Below are 18,533 nucleotides of genomic sequence, written 5' to 3'. Positions count from 1 at the left end.
TAATAAAATAATAAAATGTTATAAAACATTTATAATATAAAGAATATAATTTTCTATTATGTCAAATGAAAACGATGAGCTTTTGAAATTAACTTCATACGTTCAAATTTCAAAATACAGGGAAAAGACATTAAAATCCATAGGAAACGAAGTAAAAATCCCAACCAACATCGCAAAAGACAGTGGAATTAGAACTAATCATATTTCAAAAGTTCTAAGTGAATTAAAAAGTAAAGAAATTGTCGAATGTATTAATGAAGAAGCTCGTAAAGGAAGATTATATCGATTAACCGATACTGGAAAAGATGTATTGGAGGTAATCAACGATAAGGAGAAAAAAGAAGAAAGTGATTAAACTAATTCTATTCCTTCTTTAATACCTTCTAAATCTTCCCGAATATTATTCTGCGATGCTTCTTTAAAAACATCATATAAAATTTTTATCAAAGTACTATTTTTCAAATTTAAAGGCAAGCAATCATTTGTTTCTGTGAAAATTGACTCATAAGACGGTGAATTTTGATCCTTTCGATACTGAATTTTAATTTCCTGCCTTAAATCATCATCAATATATTTTTCCATATATGTGATAATCTCATTTGCAAAAGTATTTCCAAAAACAATCATCGTGTTTATTGATTCATCATCAATGTCCGTATTTTTTACCAACGCATTGAATGAACCGTAATTCTGGAATCCATATGGAACAAACCTGCCTTCAACCGTGTGCGCACAGTATTCGTTCATAATTTTAAATTCAGGAAGCGTTAAAAAATACCATACTAAACTTTGCAATGTTGTGGAAGGTCTAACCTTAAAAATGAAACATAATAAATCCTCAATTATCTCAAACAAAAAATAATGAGCCAGTTCATGTATGATGGTGGCTATTTGAACCGAATCATCCAAGCGGTCATCATAATATATGCAGTTTCCAAGGAAAATATAGCCTCTTTCATATCCTCTTGCTTTAGGTTTGCATTCCGTGAATATGCTGGCAAAATTCAGAATTTTGTCCTTTGCAGTTTTACCGTAAATATCGATATAACTGGCCCTAATGAAAATATCCGACAACAATTCGGAATATTCAAAGTCGCTTATCTCAGCATTTAAAAGCAAATCGTGATTATATTCATCGAATAACACATCAAAATCATCAATAGTTATCGGATTAATCTGCTTTTGGCATCTGACGCAATGAGTCGAATAGTCCAAGTTGGTTGCACCGCAGTAAGGGCAGATATGCTCCGTTATGAATTTATTGCCGCAGTGAGTGCAATACTTATTCTCCTTAAGATTAAATGTTCCGCAAACGTCACAGCTTTTCAATTAAACCACTACCTGAATAAGTTCTTGAGAGATTTTACTGTATTATTAATAGAATTTCTACGAAGTAAAGCCTTTTTAATATTCTTTCCACAGTTATGGCAGTATTCCGTGTCCCAACCTAAAATTTCACCACATGAACAGATGTATCTGGTCTTCAGTGACCTTTGAGGATTCAAAGGCCTATCGCAAGATTCACAGAATCTTGAATTTGCAGGGTTTTTCTCACCGCAAATACAAATAATAACTGAATTTTCTTTATTTAAACTAGTCCCGCATTCAATGCAGAAATCAGAGGTCGAATCATTTACTGTAGAGCAAGTGCATAAAATACGTATCTCCCCAGATTTTCCATAGTTAACCAACGGCAAACCGCAATTTCTACAGAATTGAGAGAACTTTTCATTTTCTTCACCGCAAAAGCAAAAGACCGACTCGTTAAACTCCAAATTAAAATTGCTATAATTATCATTTGAATATTGAATTTCTTCTTTCAGCTGTCTTCCGCACATTTCACAAAATATATTCTCCCTAGAATTGACTGCGCCGCATTCGCACAAAACATTGTCCATAAAAAGTGAAGGTTCAGATTTATTCTTAAAAAGTCTGGAAAATCTGCTTTTAGTTTTTTTAGCCCCACACATAGAGCAATAATCATCATCTACATCAATCAAATAGCCGCAAGAGCAGATTTCATATTTGAAATCTTTCCTATTGCTTTCAATATATGGTGAAAAATCTATATCCAAATCAAAAAAACCGATGTTGTGAATCGGAAAAGTGAAAACATTGCTATCACTAGCATCAATATAACCCGTGCTTTGACCACACTCTGTGCAATAAGGTTCACCGGGAAGTATTCTATGACCACAATTCCTGCAATAATTTTCAAAAGTCATTTTTCACATTATTTCCTCGACAAGGATTGAATTTCCTCAACTACTTTATACAAAACTTCATCGCCAAGTCCCTCAATATATTTAATAGAACCGGCACATTCATGGCCTCCACCATCAATGCCTGCTGAAGGAACTCTTTCAATCATGGTGGACACTATATCATTTACATTAAATCCAAATTCCTCATTAACCGCATCGGTTGCTCTAAACACACCAAAATCAGGCCCGTGCCCTAATGTGACAATAGGTTTGTCTTCACCCAATTCCTTAATGATATGGTCATGGACAAATCCGCATGTCTTTCCAGGCGCCGGGAACGTGAATTTATGCGCAAACTTTTCAACATCAATAAGATTGAAGTAAATGCCGTTTTCAAGTTGTGTTCTCTTGATATTTGGAAGAGCCGCTTTAAGTTGAGTATCCACCCTCTTTTGATATTCTTTGTATAACGCATCAATCATTTTTTCATGCTTATCCAAATTATCTACAGCTAAAATTGTATCCATTATTCCCCTACCATTCATAAATCTCAGGAAATATGCTTCAAAATCAACGCATTCAGCTATTTTAGCCAAATGTTCCTTAGTAAAACCTTTCTCACTTGCAAGCTGTAAGTATTGATAGACTTCACCACATTCGGCATGATCCCCCAATGCTGCAACTGCAGGCAAATGTTTTATTAACTCTTTTACATCAGGATTAATAATATTTGCAACTTCAGTGGCTAAAGCACCTGCCGTAAGTTGCGAATCGCCTCCAACCAAATAAGGATTTACATGAGTATCGACATATTCATCAACAGCAACTGTCGCTCCATAAATTTCACCATTTTGCTCATCTTTAGTCAATAATTCCCCTGGAGAGTGATGATCAATTACAACCACCTCAATATCATAAATTTTAGCTTGCATCAATGCCACTATGTCCTCTTCAGTTGAACCATTATCCAATAGAACAATCAGAGGTAATTTTTGCCCGTGCCTTTCCTGGTCTTCCAGGGCAAATGATAAATCTTTAACAACATCCTCTAATTCATAAAATGGAGCTTTACTTGGTGAACGTTTGAAATAGTAATATTGAGCATCATTGCTTGGATTTTCCTCTTCAATCAATGGAATTAAAGCCTTTTCCATTGCAACACCTGCGCAGATACCATCTGCATCATTATGGTGTCTAAGTAAAATTGTTCTGCCATCAAGTATTGCCCTCCTAATTTTTTGGGCGGCTTCCCTCATTTTTGGTTTAAGCCTATTTAAAACATCACTTTGAACTAAGAAATCAACATCTTCAGGCTCTGCTCTTTTATTTAATGCATCATCTATTAAAGCTCGTAACTTGCGAGTGTTTTCTTCATTAAGTTTAGTCATTGAAGATGACTCGATTTGTGTTTTTCCGCCATGTTCATTAACTTCACCTAAAACCTGAACCGCATCCCCCACTTCAATTTCAGGATAAGACCTCTCGCCAGCCTTATCAAAAGCTGCTATTTCGCTAACGCCACTTTCATCACCAACCATGAAAATTGTAGGTCCTGATGTTTGCTGAATTTGTTGAACTTCACCATCAATTCTAACTATTTTACCTTTATTTTCATCAAGTTGCTTGATGAGAGTTCTTGGAATTGATTTTGTTAATCTTATAAGCCTGTATTTATCTACATAAGCTGGCGCTAAATCAATCTTGTTTTCTCTGGATTTAATAGTTGTTATAAATACAATAATCTCATCACCAACATTATATTCAGAAACATCCCCTCTCATAAGTCCCCAAACATTATTATTTAATGATACGAAAGCACCGTATTTTTCTATTCTGGTAATTTTTCCTTGATACAATTTATCTTTATCAATATCCCTCATTTTACATAAGGAATCTAAAACATAGACATCCCTTACTTGATTTTGACGAGCGACATATTCATCATGTTTCATTTTTTCAACCTTTCTTTTTTCACTACATTCAGGGCATATATCATCTTTATCATCTATTAATTTTCCACAATCTCTACATACATTAATCTGACCAGTTCCTCCACAATGTGGACAGTCATCAAATACTTCTACTTGCCCTTTTCCATTGCATACTTCACATGGGATATCTTCATCCCCACCTAAATCAAATTTTGCTTTAGCCTTACTAGTAACGCCTTTAAAATGACTACCTACATCAAATGAATCTTCTTCATATCCTGTTCCGCCACAGGCATCACATTCTTTATAGTCCACAACGACTGAACCTATCCCTTTACATTTCGGACATTTAGTTTTCAAATATAAAACCCCTTGCTAAATAGTAAATTCTTGCTTAAATAAATCTGAATTATTGCTTACAATTTCCTCTCTTTGATTTTGATACACTATTGCTTGATTCATTTTATCATTAGCTTGAGAAGCATAATTACTGCCAGTGGAATTTGAATTAACTTTAAAGCAATCTATCGCTTGCATTAATAAATCAACAGCTTCAAGTTTTAGTTCAACTTCGTTAATAACCGTATCAATATAATCTTGATGAACAGGATTTACATCAGCTGAAAAATTATTTTTTATCTCCAATAATTTAGATAAACTCTTATTATAATTATCTCCGGCAGATTTTGCTTTTTCCATTGAACCTTGATAATTCTTATCGTTAACTAAATCAACAGCTTCGTTATAATCACTATCTCCATGTACAATTCCATCACTAATCTCATGCATGGATTTATTCATACTATCAGTAGAACTATCAATAAAAAGGATGGCTGTTGAAATTAGAGCTAAAACTACAATAAAAATTATTAACTTACTATAATTAGACACAATGTATACTATATAAAAACAAGTAATTAAAATTTTTCATAAAAAAATAAATAAAAAAAAGAAGTTTAAATAAATTTAAACTTATTCACTAGACCAAAGGCCATGTAGATTACAAAATGCTAATGCTACAACGTCATCTGCAGAGTTTACAGTGAAAGTTGCTTCTGCAACATCTCCAGGTTTGAAGCATTTTGCATATTGTTCATTTCCAGCTTCAACAACTAAAAATTGAATGTAGTGGTCATCATCCATAGGGTGAGCCGCTTCACCAACTTTAACAGTAACCTTATCTCCATCGATTTCAACTACTGGTTTGTGTTTAGGAGATTTTTCTCCTTCTGTTTGAATAGGAAATTCGAGCATGTGGTCAGAACATACTTTTTCATCGCCTTCAGCTAAAACTTGGATAATACTTCCGCAGTCATTACATTTTAATATTTTTGCCATAATAAAACATCTCCTTAAATAAGTTAAAGATAGTTTATTTAACAAAGTATTTATTATTATTGATTATTTTCATAATAATTTTCAATTGCTGCCTGAAGTCCATCGGCTGCAAGATTTGAACAATGCATCTTTATAGGTGGAAGACCATCCAACTCATCTGCAACATCATTTCTAGAAATTTTTAATGCTTCATCCAAAGTTTTTCCAACTGCAATTTCTGTAATCATGCTGCTGGTTGCAATTGCTGCTCCACAACCGAATGTCTGGAAGCTAATATCCTCGATTACTTCATCATCATTAACTTTAATGTAAATAGTCATTAAATCTCCGCAGGTTGGGTTTCCGACAGTTCCAACACCATTTGCATCTTCCATTTTTCTACAGTTTCTAGGGTTTGCAAAATGGTCCATAACTTTTTCTGAATAATCCATAATTAACACATCCTACAATCGTCACCATGTTTTGTACACATTACGCCATCATAATCCAATTCCTGATTCCAAAGAGGTGACATTTCCCTTAATCTGGAAACAGATTCGGCAATAATATTTACAAATTCGTCTACATCAAAACTATCACTTTCAGGTGCAAGTGAAATTCTTAAAGATCCGTGAACATCAACAGGGTCAAGTCCTAGAGCTGTTAAGACAGGAGATGCTTCCAATTTATTAGATGAACATGCTGAACCAGTTGAAGCCTGATAACCTTTAGCATCCAATAAAAGAATTAAAGATTCACCTTCAATAGCTTTAAATCTGAAGTTGACCAAATTAGGCAATCTATTTTCAGTATCCCCATTCAAATATGCTTCAGGAATAGTGGCCAATACTTTTTCAATTAGTTCATCCCTAATTGAGGATAACTTTTCATAATGCTCATCCAATTGTTGGCTTGCCAGCTCACATGCTTTACCAAATCCAACAATTCCCGGAACATTCTCAGTTCCAGCTCTGATTCCTCTTTCCTGACCTCCACCATGGATTAAAGGTGTTAGTCTAGTTCCTTTTTTAATATATATTGCTCCAACACCTTTTGGACCATTAAGTTTATGAGAAGATAAAGACAATAAATCTACATTTAATTTCTCAACATCCACTTCGATTTTACCGAAACTTTGAACTGCATCAGTGTGGAATTTGATTCCGTTTTCACGTGCGATTTTACCAATCTCTTCAATGGGTTGAATTGTACCGATTTCATTGTTAGCATGCATAACAGTGATCAAAATTGTTTCATCTGTTATTGCTTCTTTTAAATCATCAATTCTAATAATACCATTTTCATAAACTGGCAAGTAAGTTACCTTAAAGTCAAGTGACTCTAAAAAATAAAGAGTTTCTTTAACAGCAGGGTGTTCAATTTCAGTTGTAATAATATGCTTACCTTTTTTAGCCAATTTAAAAGCAATGCCCTTAATGGCTAGGTTATCTGATTCTGATCCACCACTTGTGAAAATAATCTCCTCTGGTTTTGCATTAATAGCATCCGCTACTCTTTGACGAGCTTGGTCTAATGCTTTTTTAGACTCACGACCATATTTGTAAAGAGTGGAAGGATTTCCAAACTCTTCTCTAAAATAGGGTTTCATTTCGTTGAAAACTTCCTCACTAACCTGAGTAGTTGCTGAGTTATCTAAATACATTCTTTATCTCCCAATTGTCTTTTTTTATAAGTAAAATTTTATTATATAAATATTTTTAGTGAGTAAAGGGTTACTTTACTCAGATATTATCTAAAGCTTGACTTAAATCATCTATTAAATCATCTGCATCCTCAAGACCAATAGAAAGCCTAATAAAGTCAGGTGTAACGCCAGTAGCTTCTTGTTCTTCGGGGGTTAACTGTTGATGTGTTGTACTTGCCGGGTGGATTGCAAGACTTTTTGCATCTCCGATATTTGCAAGAATAGAGAACAATTCAAGTTTTTCAATGACTTTCCTACCAGCTTCTTCGCCACCTTCAACACCAAAACCTAAAATACCTGCGAAATTATCTTTTAAGTATTTTTTGTTAATTTCATAAGTAGGGTGAGATTCCAAACCAGGATAGTTTACCCAATTAACTTTTGGATGTGATTCTAAGAATTTGGCTACTTTTAAGGCATTTTCAGAATGTCTTTTTACACGTACATCTAAACTTTCAAGCCCTTGTAAGAAAATGAAACTGTGTACCGGTGCTTGGGTTGCTCCGAGATCTCTTAAAAGTCTTGCTCTTGCCCTTACAGTAAAAGCAATATTTCCAAGTTCAGGAACATCTCCAAATGAATCCCAAAAGACTAATCCATGGTAACTTGGATCCGCTTTTGTGAAATTATCAAATTTGCCATTACCCCAGTTGAATTTACCTGAATCTACAATGTATCCTCCAACTGCAGTACCATGACCTCCAACATATTTAGTTGCGGATGCTGCAATAACATCTGCACCATGTTCCAATGGCCTAACTAATCCTACGCCTACAGTATTATCAACAATCAATGGAATATCATGGGAATGTGCAATTTCTGCTAATGCTTCAAAATCAGGAACATCCAATTTTGGATTTCCGATAGATTCCACATAAATTGCTCTTGTTCTCTCATCGATAGCGTCTTCAAAAGCTTGCAAGTCTTGAGAATCTACAAACTTAACATCCCTTGCCAAATCCTTGAAAGTATAATTGAACAATTGATAAGTTCCGCCATAAAGGTTATCTGCAGAGACAATGTTATCTCCAGGCACAGTTACATTTAAAATAGCATATGTAATTGCTGCAAGACCACTTGATGTTGAAAGTCCTGAGTTACCGCCTTCGATAGCGGCAATTCTTGCTTCAAATACATCACTGGTAGGGTTTGTTAATCTGGAATATATTTGTCCAAATTCTTGAAGGGCGAATCTCCTTGCAGCTTCATCTGAGTCTTTAAATACATATGAAGTAGTTTGATAAATAGGAACTGCCTGAGCCCCAGTTGCGGGGTCAGGTTGTTGTCCTGCACGTACACCCAAAGTTGCTAATCTATAATTTTTATCTGTCATTAATAATCACCTTTACAAATTAATTCAGTAAATATATCACGTGTTATATTACTATATAACAATAGTTATTTTTTATATATAAATGTTTTGGTATGCCTAAATTAAATCATTAGAAAAATAAAATATAACTTATGTTATACAGATATAACATCTGTTATTTTTAGTATATAAAGGTTGTTATATCCTAAACAAAAAATTGAAAAAAAAATAGTGAAAGAGGAGAATAATCCCCTAATCGTTTATTTCATAACCTAAATTTTGTAGGCCATCCCTAATTTTATCAGACAAATCATATTGCTTGTTGGCCCTGAGCTCTGATCTAACTTCTGAAATCAAATTAAGCAAATCATCTGACCCGGCGTTAACCTCTTCAACCTCAAAGCTAACACCAAAAATATGTGCCGCATCATCTAAGAATGCTTTAATGGCTTTTTTATCATCATCAGAGAATGATTCTAAATCGTTTTTAGTGTCATTAATTAATCCAAAAATAGCTGCAATAGCTTTTGGAGTGTTAAAGTCATCATCCATACTGTCAAAGAATTCCTTTTTGTGGGAAGCCAACACTTCTGATTCATAAGTTTCATCATCAACTTCAACATCTAGAAGTTCATAGTATTTTCTTATTCTGTCTAAACTTTTTTCAGACTGATGGAGCGAATCTTTAGAAAAGTCAATAGGGCTTCTGTAGTGAGTTGATAAAACAAAGAACCTGAATGTTTCAGCAGCATAATCCTTAAGCAAATCACGGATAGTGATGAAATTATTTAAAGATTTAGACATCTTTTCCCCATTCACATTTAAAAATCCTGTATGCAACCAGAATTTTACCATTGGAGCTTTTCCTGAAACCGCTTCCATTTGGGTAATTTCTGCCTCGTGGTGTGGGAAGATTAAATCAAGACCTCCTCCATGAGCATCATATTGAGGGCCGAAATAGTATTCTGTAATGGCAGTGTCCTCAATGTGCCAGCCAGGCCTGCCGTCACCCCATGGAGATGGCCAGGTAGGCTCATCTGTACCGACACGTTTTTTCCAAAGCGCAAAATCCTGTGGATTTTTCTTTGTAGTCTCGGCAATATCCCTGTGAGATTCTAACTCTTCAATATTCCTGTTGGATAATTTACCGAACTCTGGGAACTTATCAATTTCAAAGTAAACCCCATCTTCGGTTTCATATGCAAAACCCTTGTCAATTAATCTTTGAATTTGGTCCAGAATCTCATCAACATGATCGGTTGCTCTTGCAAATAAGTTAACTCCATTGACATTCAATTTAGTCATGTCTTCAATGTATCTTTTTTCAAACTTACGAGCCAACTCGTTAGCTGGAATTCCACTTTCTTTTGACCTGTTAATAATTTTATCATCAATATCTGTGATGTTTTGGATATAAAATACAGCATATCCGCTATATTCCAAATATCTTTTAATAGTATCAAATGAAATGTAAGTTCTTCCATGACCAATATGGGCATCATCATATACAGTCGGTCCGCAAACAAATAAGTTAACTCTATTTTTATTAATAGTCACAAAATTCTCTTTACTACGAGTTAAAGTTGAATAAACGTCCATAAAAATAACCTCATAAAAATAGTAATTGTAAAAGGCAAGTGAGGGATTTGAACCCCCGTATTATGGTCTGCAGCCACACACCTAAGCCACTCGGTAAACTTGCCACTAAAAATTAAAGTATAATAAAATATTGGAAACTAATAGTTTAAATAGTTTACTATAAATCCCAATATTTTAGCAATTACTAGCTTCAGAACCCAAACAAGATTGACAGTCCTCACCAAGTTCAGATTTATCGATATTAAGTTGTTCTAAAACATCTGCCGTTCTTACACTTTTGCAAATATTGCATGTTCTTGGAATCAAATCCATTTTTGTAGCTTCACCTTCAGATAGTTCGCGAGCGAATTTATGAACCATAGCTCTTACATCATCATCCAGTTTTATTCCACTTCCACGTTTATCAGTAATGTATTGAGAAACAGCAGGTTGTGTAATATCCATAAGCTCTGATACATCTTTCTGTTTCATTCCTAAATTTAAAAGTTCTTTAGCTAATTCAGATCTGATAGCAGGTATAACATACCATACTACAATTTCACAGGGTGGTTTCATACTAATCACGATTATCTTTTAATAAGTCTCCAAATTCAACTTCATCATTGATTTTTTCTTCACTCACACATATTCCATTTTTATCAAGCAAAATTTGGATAAGCTTCTCGTTTTCTTCAACTTGCTTTTCTAGAGACCTTATTGCCGCCGCAACAGGGTCTGGCAGTTTATTGTGTTCCAAATCCACAACATGGCTTTGATTTTTACATTTTACAATTCTGCCGGGAACGCCAACACAAGTTGATTCAGGAGGCACATCCTTTAGCACTACAGCCCCAGTACCAATTTTAGCATATTCACCAATAGTAATGTTACCCATCACCTTAGCGCCAGCACCGATAATTACTCCCTTTTCAATAGTCGGGTGCCTTTTGCCCTTGCTGGTTGTAGTTCCTCCCAGCACAACTCCCTGATAAATCAATACATCATCACCAACAATGGTTGTTTCACCAACTACAATGCCCATACCATGGTCAATGAAAACTCTTTTACCGAGCTGTGCAGCAGGGTGGATTTCAATACCAGTAAGAAAACGAGAAATGGTCGATAGTATACGTGCTAACAATTTTAAAGAATGATTCCAAAACCAATGACTGATTCTATGGAATAATAATGCATAAAATCCCGGATAACATAGAAATATTTCTATTGATGACCTCATCGCAGGATCTTTTTCTTTAAAAGTGTTGATTTCACCTTTCAAACCATCGAACATCTAAAATCTCCAAAGTTACTATACAATTATATAATATAACATATAGTATAAATATTATTCTAAATATGATTAACAATTGTGCTCTCTCTGTCTGTTTATTTCTGTATTTTGAGAGATAAATAACTAATTATACATTGTTGTACTTTTTTGTACATCAAAGTTTTAGATTAACAATTGTTATAAGAGATTATATAACACATAGTATAAAAACTTTTAGGACAACCCAAAAAAATTTAAAAAAAAATAAAGGGGTCAACCAACTACAAAAAATGTAGCCAGTTGACCCCCACTAATAAGTTTCCCACTAAAAACCATAGACCAAAAAAAATTCCCAAAAGAGAAAAAAATATGAGAGAATAAACTCTCATCAATAATCTACATATTCTAAAATAACGGTTATAAAATTACACATATCTAAATTTAAACATAGGAATAGTTTTTTTGAAACAATTTAGTTTTACATCCAACCAAAAAAATATTTTTCACATTCTCTGCAACTAAATATCTAATCAACTAGATGATCTCTTCCAGGAAAAAAATTTAATCTAAAAAATTTTTTCATAAATATTGGAAAACTCTATAATATAATATATACTTCATATGACACTATTGTAACATTTCTAATTGTTTTTCATATGATTGAATTTCTTTCTCTACTTCTAAAGTTTCATCAATCAACTCAGCATGCTGGATTAACTTTGCATGTTTACGTTTAAGATTTCTAATTTTAGTTTTCATGTAAACCTTTTCTTCTTTAAGATTCACACTAATCCCACCATATAGTATCCTAAGCTTCTTCCATTTGTCGCATAATCTAACTCTTTTGGTGTACATTTTTTAAGTCCTTTTGTAGGGTCTGCGAAAAGATAATAACCGTCTTTAGTCACACCATATATCATTCCATAATGCCCATAATTCTGAATAAAACCAACACATTTCGGTTTAGTTTTACCTGCGGTTTCATAATGTGTTAGTACTGGGAAACCTTTGCTAATTGCTTTTTGCACACTACTAAAATTCCTACCTATTTGTTCAACTTTATAACCTAAAGCTTTCGCTCCTGCAACCATATTCGCTGGAGATGTACCGTATTGATTTGTTTTGAATAATTTTTTTATTTTTGATTCAGGTATCCAATCATATAACATTTGAACGCACATGTTAAATGACGCTACACAACAGCTATATTTATCATCTTGATAATTTAACACAAGAGGATTATTTGCAGTTTGATTCAAAGTAACATAGTTAGGCATCCTTCCATTTTTAAGTGTAAATACATTTCTTGATTCAAATAGACCATTATAATATTTTTTTTCAACAGTATGAACTTTACCATCAGTATCAATCATTTTAATACTTCTAGGCAAACCATTACCATTTTTAATATTATTTCGAATTGTTTTGCTTGCTTTAACCATTTCTGAATTTAAAAATCGAGTCATAAAACAACACCTTATTTCATTTATTTTTTTAAATCTATAAAAGTTGGATTTGGGTGTTTGTTAAGAGAACACCTTCCACCAACTAAATAACAACATTTTTCTAAGTCATGGTCGCAAGTCCTACGATAACAGCAACCATCACAAAATTCTTCTTTATCAAGCATTGCAATTAACCTCCGATTAATATTTGTAAAGGAATTGCATGTACAAACTCAGACCATTTCCAGATTTACTGCCTGAACCATTATTATTATTGATACAAATAGCACCAGCATCATCGATTGAAACAACAATGTTTGAATTTAACCTGTAAGCAGAAGAAACTTTAGATACTGGAGCATATTCTGATGGAATTGCCCCATTCTTATGCAGATAAATCAAACCATTTGTTGCTTCACCCACAACCCAATATGGACTCGGGTTTTGGTCAGTATTATTATCATTTTTACTGGAGCCAACTCCTTTCAACACTCCTGAACGTCCATAAACAACATGTGCAAGACGTAATGATTGATTCACTCTTAAAGCACAATAATCTGAAACATTATTATGGCCTGATAATGTGATTGCAGTCCATTTCATAATATCTGATTTAGCAGTAGCAATAGCATCACTTAAAACTTTACCTTGATAAGCTGCTAAAGCTTCACCATCAACATAAGCGTTACTGGTTAAATTATTCACTAATTTATTATGCCCATAATTATTACTTGTTCCTTTACCGTAACTATCGGAAGGGCTTGAATGATTTGTTTGAGCATAATTGCTATGACTATGTAAGGCACGTGCAAAATCAGAAGGTTCATATCCCTGTAAGGTAGTAGCATTAACTTGTAACTGGTTAGAAGCATTTACCAATACTTGAGTTAATTCTTCCATATCAATGTAAGTATCATCCATTTCAAGAATACGATCTGCTATCTCACGAAATTTGGATTCGGAAGTGATGATGATATTCTCAATGTTTTCACCATCTTCAGCATATAATTTTACTTCCGCACCTAACATTCCAGTTTCATTTTCATAGAAAATTCTTGTTTTATAATCCACCATTTTTTACACCTTGTATTCTAAATAATTTGGTTTGATTGTGCATTGTTTATTCAATGCAGATTCATCACGTTTCGCATAATAACCAATACTTAACCCGCTTTCTTCTATATTTGGAGTGTATATAATTGTAACAATATCATTTAAACTTAATACTGTTGAACCTGTGTTTGGATTTAATATTGTGAATATTATGCGTTTTTCAAGATAATCAATAGTGAAATCAGTATCTTCAACTAATTCCCGTTCATTATCAGCACCCTTGTTTAAGTATACATGGCGGACTGGATCAACCATGCCTGCACGGAGAGTAATATACCTTTCTTCTAAGATTTCATTTGTAACTTGAATATCTTCCTGGAAATAATCAAGAATAACAGGCATTTCTTCATTGGTTAATCCTTGTATGAATACTGGATTATAACTTATAGTTAAATTTCCAACTGGCATGTTTGATATGACTGTTTCGTCGAAAGTTATAATGTCATTATCATAATCTACAGTATAATCATACCATTCCCCATATGCTTGCACATATTCTTCTGCTGTTGGATGCATAATACAATCCAATATGGGATAAGCAGGAGACTTACTGCAATGGAATCCTGCGATTATTTGATTGTCATCATCATCCAATCCACCATCGAAACTTAAATATTTTGTAATACTGGAATCAGAAACGTAAGTATATGGTTTAACATAAACATTCATTTTCTTTAATGCTTCAATGATATTCGGATTATTCACTAGGTAAGTGCATCTGTCATCATTGCTTTGTCCTGTAATATATGTTTCGTTAATTTCATCCAGGTAAGTGTAATCATCTAATTCTGCAACTGTGATTATTCTAAACTGTTCAGGAATGATTGTATCTTGAATTAGTTCAGCACTACATTCAACTTTATTCGATTCGCAATTGAATGGAGCATTAACACTTCCCCAAACACTTGCACCGAGCATTGGTGTTATTTTCGGATTATACATTACTGTACGAACATACATTTCCCTTGGAAGTGTAGTGTCAATTTCAACAGTAACTTCCTGAATGGAAGGTGTTAAAGCATTATTTGTGGATGTTTGCCACATTTTGGCACGTAAAAATAATACGGTAGGCCCATCACTAATAGCTGCACGACTAGTTCCTAATGTTATCCAATCATCAGGATTATTCCTGTTACCTGTTGTGGAATATTCAAATTCTAGGAATTTACCATCTTCATGATCTGTATCATCCCATCCACTACAACGAGCACTAATTTGCACCCCTGTAATTGGATTTGTGAAAATAGGTTTAAAGTAAAGGTAATTATAATCTTCAACTTGACTATCAAATGGAACATATTCTTCGTGTTCCTGAACAATTTTACATTCAAAAGCAAAGTCTGCGGGTTCATATTTCCCAAGTTTATAATTGATTTTATCACTATCTTTTTTACCATATCTTATGAATGTACGGCCGTTATCTTCACTTAGGAATGCATCACCATATTCATATTTATATTTACTGTTTGGAAGGAATCCTCCTATTCTTGGTGCTTGTTCCCAATGTGCTAATGGACAGAATACAACAATTGCATAATATTCCCCTGCAGTTACATTACATGGGTTGTCAAATACAAAGGTTTGCAATCCAGGGAATACAAATCTTGACTCAAAACTTGCTTCAGCTAAAGGATAATACGCCATGGATGACTGATTGTTTCTAGGTAATTTTGTGATTGGGACATGTATTGTTTCAGTACCTGTGGTTGGAACAGATTTTTTGTTTTTATTGTCCCATTCAGTTTTAGGAACTGTTTCTGCTTTTGTTGGCCATATTTGAACAACTAATGGACTCCCCCAACCACACCATTTAGTGCCGTTTAATTCTAATAATAATGAAACTGATTGCAATACTCCAGTTTTAGTCGCTTTAAAAGTTTGAGCTCTAACGATTGAGGGAATTGTCAAAGCTTTCCAATTTTTCATCCATTCTGGATATAAAGTGTATGGTTTACTTTTATCGTACCCTACATACCAGTAACTGTTAGGAGTAGTGGTGGGTAAATGTGCGGTGGTGAAATCTTCTTCTACAATTGATTTTTTAGGTAACACTGCACGATTATGAATACTAACTGCACCAGAATTATCGATTGTATGATATTTTTCAATCACGCAATCAGAAACACTCATATCCAAAAATGAATCATCACTGAAATCAATATTCAAAACTTTTTTAGTATCTGAATTAAACATAACAGTATTTTCCAAACCATTAACTTGAAAACCATATGATTTATCACTATCCACTAATGGAGGGTTAAATCTTTTCTTTACAGCAGGGGGAGTTAAATAATCAAGTCTTTCAGTTTCTTGTTTCAAATATTCATCATTCTTACAAGCTTGTTCCATCACTTGAACAGTAGCATACATTTGTTCACCAAATGATTGTATCTTATTTAAATTTTTATATTCAGGATTACAATTCTCAGACATAATTAATTCACCTGCACAACAATTTCTTCATCATCAATATCACTTATACTATCAGCATCACGTGTTGGTCGAATATACAAATTCTCAGATTCGGAGTCATAATAATAACCTCCTTTTATTGTATACAAATCTTCCAAACTAGTTAATCTCCTATATCCACTTCCGGTACGGTTTTCAAAAACCATAACAACATTATTCTTCTCAGGAACATAAAAAATATTACTTCCTTCAACAGATTCCTGCCATCCCCGACGGATTGTGCCTGTAGATAATTGGAATATGTATTCAACGTTAACTTCGCCAACCGCACCAGATAAGAAATTATCATCAATCTGCTCGTAAGTATCATGACTAATCATGATCTGATTATTGAACACACCAATCTCACTTGTACCTAATATTTCTGATGCTTTAAAATTACATTTCAATATTAATCGTTTATATTCTAAGTCAGCTTCACAAACACAACGTTTACGACTTGTTTCATTCCCCAAACTTAAATCAGTTTTCTGCGGAGTATTAGTACCATTACCAATTGCAATATATTCAATTGGATTGAAAACATCATTAATCCATCTGTTTAGGAAGAATGATTCACCAAACATGGTGATTAAGTTATGATTTGTGAAACTAATTTTTTCGTTTAAAAACATTCCCTGCAAAGGGATTGTAATTGTATACTTTCCAGTTACACCAAAACGTATCATATAAAACTCACCTTCTTGCCATTAACTAACATTTCACCATAAAGTACAACATTATTATCTGCAGGTAACGTTGCAGAATCAATATTCAAATGTACAAATTGCGTAGGGGAAATTAACTTATTCAAACGTTTCTCCAAGTTACGACCGTTTTCAACCCGTATATTTGAAGGAACTTCTTCAGGGTTAAAATATAAGTCATAATTATTTGGATTCATATACGGTTCGTGGTGGAACCGTTTAAAATCTTCATTAACCATAATGGAAACTTCCTTTAAATTTCATCTATTTTGATATCTTCTTCAAAAGTATTGTCTGCAATATTTACAATAATATGGTAATCTTGTATTAGACTTGTACTGCATTCGCTAACACCGTTGTCATCTGTTTGTGTTTTGAATGCGGAAGATTCATCTAGTTTTATTTCAAGTGGAGCATTTGGAAAATCTGTGTGAACTTTGATTTTCAACATGTCCATTTTTTGATTTTTTTCATTGTTGATTGGTACTTTTTCAGTAATTATTTGAGGTTCTATTCTAAATGTCATGGTTTTTTTCACCTTGAATTTTATGTGTAAGTCAACAGATATTGACTATAAAAATGAGTAGATTATGTAAAAGATAAGAATAAAACATATCTATTCTACGACATAGGGGTTACATCAAATAACAACAATACTGGTTGGAATAAAAACAGTGCAACATTTACTGTTGGAGATACTGGAACAGAATATATTCCAACAGTCAACTGGGGTAATGCTATAATTCCAAATAGTGATTATTCAAGTAATATGCCTTTTGTTATTGAATTCGAAATAGTGGCCGTAACTGGAACAATACGATTGTATATTGGAGCAAATAATAACTTTATAGGTATAAATCAAACTGGGGAATATCATGCAGAAGTTACCTCAACTGGAATAAACATATCCAGAAATGGGATTGCTTTAACTCCGATTGCTGCACCATCCAGTCCATTAAATATTGGGTGGTCAAGCAATAATACTTCAAACAAAGGAATAATTAAAAACTTTATAATATACTTGATTTAAGACAGTAAAAGATAAGAATAATCTACTAACCCATAATCAATGGACTTGTGGAGATGCTGGAAATAATTTACAACCATTTTCAATGGGAGAGGGCCTAACCCCAGAAATATCCAATACTTGGGCATATAATGGAAATTATAGTCTCAAACTAATAAGAAATGAAAATAATAGAGCATGGTATCGTTTCAGAACCTCCTATGAGCTACAGGATAAGACAATAACTTGCATAGCAAAAATATACTCTCCTGAAGCACGTCTTAGCTGCCATTTACTGCAAATTGATAACTCAAACGAAGCATTAGAAACAATAACAATTACCGTCCCTACATCCGACGATATTCAAACAATAACAATAACTTCAACAAGTCTTGAAAACATAGCAGAAATCCAATTTAATTTTGCAAATAATACCAATAATACAAATTCTGCATTTTACATTGATGACATTTGGATTACTGCTCAGTAAAAGA

21 protein-coding genes and 1 tRNA gene are annotated in these 18,533 nt (G+C 33.5%); 3 read left to right on the top strand and 19 right to left on the bottom strand.

Annotated elements, in window-relative coordinates; all coding sequences use genetic code 11:
- Nucleotides 1–58: 58 nt before the first annotated feature.
- A complete protein-coding gene (locus IJE64_RS10370; RefSeq protein ID WP_292785547.1) occupies nt 59–355 on the top strand; it encodes a winged helix-turn-helix domain-containing protein in 297 nt (98 codons plus the stop codon).
- Here IJE64_RS10370 and IJE64_RS10365 read toward each other — a convergent pair.
- The 19 genes from IJE64_RS10365 to IJE64_RS10275 form a co-directional block, all read right to left on the bottom strand.
- A complete protein-coding gene (locus tag IJE64_RS10365) occupies nt 352–1,329 on the bottom strand; it encodes a zinc ribbon domain-containing protein (protein ID WP_292785545.1) in 978 nt (325 codons plus the stop codon). The genes IJE64_RS10370 and IJE64_RS10365 overlap by 4 nt on opposite strands.
- Before the next feature lie 8 nt (nt 1,330–1,337).
- Nucleotides 1,338–2,225, bottom strand: a complete 888-nt coding sequence (locus IJE64_RS10360) for a zinc ribbon domain-containing protein (protein WP_292785543.1) — start codon at nt 2,223–2,225, stop codon at nt 1,338–1,340.
- Nucleotides 2,226–2,233: 8 nt separating this feature from the next.
- Complete coding sequence (locus IJE64_RS10355) at nt 2,234–4,495, bottom strand: DHH family phosphoesterase (RefSeq protein WP_292785541.1); 2,262 nt, start codon at nt 4,493–4,495, stop codon at nt 2,234–2,236.
- Between the two features lie 15 nt (nt 4,496–4,510).
- On the bottom strand, nt 4,511–5,026 hold the full coding sequence (locus IJE64_RS10350) for a hypothetical protein (RefSeq protein ID WP_292785540.1): 516 nt from the start codon (nt 5,024–5,026) through the stop codon (nt 4,511–4,513).
- 81 nt (nt 5,027–5,107) lie between these two features.
- Nucleotides 5,108–5,473 carry a desulfoferrodoxin family protein gene (locus tag IJE64_RS10345; protein WP_292785539.1) on the bottom strand — a complete coding sequence of 122 codons (366 nt, stop codon included), beginning with the start codon at nt 5,471–5,473 and terminating at the stop codon, nt 5,108–5,110.
- 56 nt (nt 5,474–5,529) lie between these two features.
- Nucleotides 5,530–5,904 carry a Fe-S cluster assembly scaffold protein NifU gene (gene nifU, locus IJE64_RS10340; protein ID WP_292785537.1) on the bottom strand — a complete coding sequence of 125 codons (375 nt, stop codon included), beginning with the start codon at nt 5,902–5,904 and terminating at the stop codon, nt 5,530–5,532.
- Nucleotides 5,905–5,906: 2 nt separating this feature from the next.
- On the bottom strand, nt 5,907–7,115 hold the full coding sequence (gene nifS, locus IJE64_RS10335) for a cysteine desulfurase NifS (protein ID WP_292785536.1): 1,209 nt from the start codon (nt 7,113–7,115) through the stop codon (nt 5,907–5,909).
- 79 nt (nt 7,116–7,194) lie between these two features.
- On the bottom strand, nt 7,195–8,490 hold the full coding sequence (locus IJE64_RS10330; protein WP_292785535.1) for an O-acetylhomoserine aminocarboxypropyltransferase/cysteine synthase family protein: 1,296 nt from the start codon (nt 8,488–8,490) through the stop codon (nt 7,195–7,197).
- A gap of 231 nt (nt 8,491–8,721) precedes the next feature.
- Nucleotides 8,722–10,068 (bottom strand): cysteine--tRNA ligase, encoded by a 1,347-nt coding sequence (gene cysS / locus IJE64_RS10325; protein ID WP_292785534.1) that lies wholly within the window; start codon nt 10,066–10,068, stop codon nt 8,722–8,724.
- A gap of 32 nt (nt 10,069–10,100) precedes the next feature.
- A tRNA-Cys gene (locus IJE64_RS10320) sits at nt 10,101–10,172 on the bottom strand.
- A gap of 70 nt (nt 10,173–10,242) precedes the next feature.
- Nucleotides 10,243–10,623, bottom strand: coding sequence for a transcriptional regulator (locus IJE64_RS10315; RefSeq protein ID WP_292785532.1), 381 nt, complete (start codon nt 10,621–10,623; stop codon nt 10,243–10,245).
- 1 nt (nt 10,624) lies between these two features.
- Nucleotides 10,625–11,338 carry a serine O-acetyltransferase gene (cysE, locus tag IJE64_RS10310; protein WP_292785530.1) on the bottom strand — a complete coding sequence of 238 codons (714 nt, stop codon included), beginning with the start codon at nt 11,336–11,338 and terminating at the stop codon, nt 10,625–10,627.
- 606 nt (nt 11,339–11,944) lie between these two features.
- Nucleotides 11,945–12,103 carry a hypothetical protein gene (locus IJE64_RS10305; RefSeq protein ID WP_292785528.1) on the bottom strand — a complete coding sequence of 53 codons (159 nt, stop codon included), beginning with the start codon at nt 12,101–12,103 and terminating at the stop codon, nt 11,945–11,947.
- Nucleotides 12,100–12,783, bottom strand: coding sequence for a cysteine peptidase family C39 domain-containing protein (locus tag IJE64_RS10300; protein ID WP_292785526.1), 684 nt, complete (start codon nt 12,781–12,783; stop codon nt 12,100–12,102). Before IJE64_RS10300 ends, IJE64_RS10305 begins: the two co-directional genes overlap by 4 nt.
- A gap of 180 nt (nt 12,784–12,963) precedes the next feature.
- Nucleotides 12,964–13,836 carry a hypothetical protein gene (locus IJE64_RS10295; RefSeq protein ID WP_292785524.1) on the bottom strand — a complete coding sequence of 291 codons (873 nt, stop codon included), beginning with the start codon at nt 13,834–13,836 and terminating at the stop codon, nt 12,964–12,966.
- A gap of 3 nt (nt 13,837–13,839) precedes the next feature.
- Entirely contained in the window at nt 13,840–16,308 is a 2,469-nt protein-coding gene (locus tag IJE64_RS10290) for a hypothetical protein (RefSeq protein ID WP_292785522.1), read from the bottom strand.
- A 2-nt stretch (nt 16,309–16,310) separates the two neighbouring features.
- Nucleotides 16,311–17,015, bottom strand: coding sequence for a hypothetical protein (locus tag IJE64_RS10285; RefSeq protein ID WP_292785520.1), 705 nt, complete (start codon nt 17,013–17,015; stop codon nt 16,311–16,313).
- Nucleotides 17,012–17,272 carry a hypothetical protein gene (locus IJE64_RS10280; RefSeq protein ID WP_292785518.1) on the bottom strand — a complete coding sequence of 87 codons (261 nt, stop codon included), beginning with the start codon at nt 17,270–17,272 and terminating at the stop codon, nt 17,012–17,014. The genes IJE64_RS10285 and IJE64_RS10280 overlap by 4 nt, the downstream gene beginning before the upstream one ends.
- Nucleotides 17,273–17,286: 14 nt before the next feature.
- Complete coding sequence (locus tag IJE64_RS10275) at nt 17,287–17,559, bottom strand: hypothetical protein (RefSeq protein ID WP_292785516.1); 273 nt, start codon at nt 17,557–17,559, stop codon at nt 17,287–17,289.
- A 243-nt stretch (nt 17,560–17,802) separates the two neighbouring features.
- On the opposite strand from IJE64_RS10275, the gene IJE64_RS10270 reads away from it, so the two are divergent.
- A complete protein-coding gene (locus IJE64_RS10270) occupies nt 17,803–18,063 on the top strand; it encodes a hypothetical protein (RefSeq protein WP_292785514.1) in 261 nt (86 codons plus the stop codon).
- Between the two features lie 82 nt (nt 18,064–18,145).
- On the top strand, nt 18,146–18,529 hold the full coding sequence (locus IJE64_RS10265; protein WP_292785512.1) for a hypothetical protein: 384 nt from the start codon (nt 18,146–18,148) through the stop codon (nt 18,527–18,529).
- Nucleotides 18,530–18,533 lie beyond the last annotated feature (4 nt).

Source organism: Methanobrevibacter sp., assembly GCF_017409525.1.
Lineage (GTDB): Archaea > Methanobacteriota > Methanobacteria > Methanobacteriales > Methanobacteriaceae > Methanocatella.
This window is presented reverse-complemented; position numbering and strand designations above follow the sequence as displayed.

Excerpts from the sequence above, each read along its gene's own strand:
- IJE64_RS10370 (WP_292785547.1), top strand. The coding sequence starts at position 59 with ATGTCAAATGAAAACGATGAGCTTTTGAAATTAACTTCATACGTTCAA.
- IJE64_RS10360 (WP_292785543.1), bottom strand. The coding sequence starts at position 2,225 with ATGACTTTTGAAAATTATTGCAGGAATTGTGGTCATAGAATACTTCCC.
- IJE64_RS10345 (WP_292785539.1), bottom strand. The coding sequence starts at position 5,473 with ATGGCAAAAATATTAAAATGTAATGACTGCGGAAGTATTATCCAAGTT.
- nifU (WP_292785537.1), bottom strand. The coding sequence starts at position 5,904 with ATGGATTATTCAGAAAAAGTTATGGACCATTTTGCAAACCCTAGAAAC.
- nifS (WP_292785536.1), bottom strand. The coding sequence starts at position 7,115 with ATGTATTTAGATAACTCAGCAACTACTCAGGTTAGTGAGGAAGTTTTC.
- IJE64_RS10330 (WP_292785535.1), bottom strand. The coding sequence starts at position 8,490 with ATGACAGATAAAAATTATAGATTAGCAACTTTGGGTGTACGTGCAGGA.
- cysS (WP_292785534.1), bottom strand. The coding sequence starts at position 10,068 with ATGGACGTTTATTCAACTTTAACTCGTAGTAAAGAGAATTTTGTGACT.
- IJE64_RS10315 (WP_292785532.1), bottom strand. The coding sequence starts at position 10,623 with ATGAAACCACCCTGTGAAATTGTAGTATGGTATGTTATACCTGCTATC.
- cysE (WP_292785530.1), bottom strand. The coding sequence starts at position 11,338 with ATGTTCGATGGTTTGAAAGGTGAAATCAACACTTTTAAAGAAAAAGAT.
- IJE64_RS10300 (WP_292785526.1), bottom strand. The coding sequence starts at position 12,783 with ATGACTCGATTTTTAAATTCAGAAATGGTTAAAGCAAGCAAAACAATT.
- IJE64_RS10295 (WP_292785524.1), bottom strand. The coding sequence starts at position 13,836 with ATGGTGGATTATAAAACAAGAATTTTCTATGAAAATGAAACTGGAATG.
- IJE64_RS10290 (WP_292785522.1), bottom strand. The coding sequence starts at position 16,308 with ATGTCTGAGAATTGTAATCCTGAATATAAAAATTTAAATAAGATACAA.
- IJE64_RS10285 (WP_292785520.1), bottom strand. The coding sequence starts at position 17,015 with ATGATACGTTTTGGTGTAACTGGAAAGTATACAATTACAATCCCTTTG.
- IJE64_RS10280 (WP_292785518.1), bottom strand. The coding sequence starts at position 17,272 with ATGGTTAATGAAGATTTTAAACGGTTCCACCACGAACCGTATATGAAT.
- IJE64_RS10275 (WP_292785516.1), bottom strand. The coding sequence starts at position 17,559 with ATGACATTTAGAATAGAACCTCAAATAATTACTGAAAAAGTACCAATC.
- IJE64_RS10270 (WP_292785514.1), top strand. The coding sequence starts at position 17,803 with ATGCCTTTTGTTATTGAATTCGAAATAGTGGCCGTAACTGGAACAATA.
- IJE64_RS10265 (WP_292785512.1), top strand. The coding sequence starts at position 18,146 with ATGGGAGAGGGCCTAACCCCAGAAATATCCAATACTTGGGCATATAAT.